The organism is Weissella kandleri, assembly GCF_001438705.1.
Lineage (GTDB): Bacteria > Bacillota > Bacilli > Lactobacillales > Lactobacillaceae > Weissella > Weissella kandleri.
Map to the genome: position 1 here is coordinate 1 of NZ_JQBP01000019.1, position 209 is coordinate 209.

Consider the following 209-nt stretch of genomic DNA (forward strand, 5'->3'; position numbering starts at 1 on the left):
AATCGGAAGGCATTTGTTGAAACGTTATTTAGTTTTGAGTGTTTTACAACATTCAATGAAATATTTGATGGGGAATTAGCTCAGCTGGGAGAGCACCTGCTTTGCAAGCAGGGGGTCAACGGTTCGATCCCGTTATTCTCCATTAACAACCAGTAGGTTGTTAAATTAGTTCTTTGAAAACTGAATCATATCATTAAATTTAAAATATC

At 35.9% G+C, this 209-nt stretch carries 1 tRNA gene; it reads left to right on the top strand.

What is annotated here, in order from left to right:
- The first annotated feature begins 69 nt into the window (after positions 1 to 69).
- Positions 70 to 142: transfer RNA gene (locus tag IV73_RS06460), tRNA-Ala, on the top strand.
- Positions 143 to 209 lie beyond the last annotated feature (67 nt).